Origin of the sequence: Streptomyces sp. 13-12-16, from assembly GCF_002114215.1 — a bacterium.
In the GTDB taxonomy this organism is placed as follows: domain Bacteria; phylum Actinomycetota; class Actinomycetes; order Streptomycetales; family Streptomycetaceae; genus Streptomyces.
The window spans coordinates 1-375 of sequence record NZ_NCTE01001048.1 but is presented as its reverse complement, the minus strand read 5'-3'; the positions used below and the strand labels follow the sequence as shown (position 1 = coordinate 375).

Here is a 375-nt window from a genome sequence, read left to right as displayed (position 1 = left end):
CGGCCCCCCCCCCGCCGCTCTCACCGACGAGGAGATCAGGGCCCGCACGGGCACCTACTGGCATCCGGTGGGGACCTGCGCCATGGGTCCCGCGGACGATCCGTACGCCGTGGTCGACGGGACGGGCCGGGTGCACGGGTTGTCCAACCTGCGGGTCGCCGACGCCTCCGTGCTGCCGACGGTGCCGGCGGCCAACACCCAGCTGCCGGTCCTCGCCTTGGCCGAACTCCTGGCGGACGCGATACGGGCCGAGGCGGGCGGGCGCTGAGACGACGCGGCACCACGACGGCAGCGGACGGCGCCCGGCCGAGGCGCCCCCGCACCGAGGTGCGCCGGCCGCGCGGATCAGGGCCGCCCGCGACGAACGACAGGCCC

The 375-nt window shown here is 77.3% G+C and carries 1 protein-coding gene; it reads left to right on the top strand.

What is annotated here, in order from left to right; translation table 11 throughout:
- The coding region (locus B7767_RS34950; RefSeq protein WP_218775841.1) for a GMC oxidoreductase at nucleotides 1–268 on the top strand (268 nt) is incomplete at its 5' end.
- Nucleotides 269–375 lie beyond the last annotated feature (107 nt).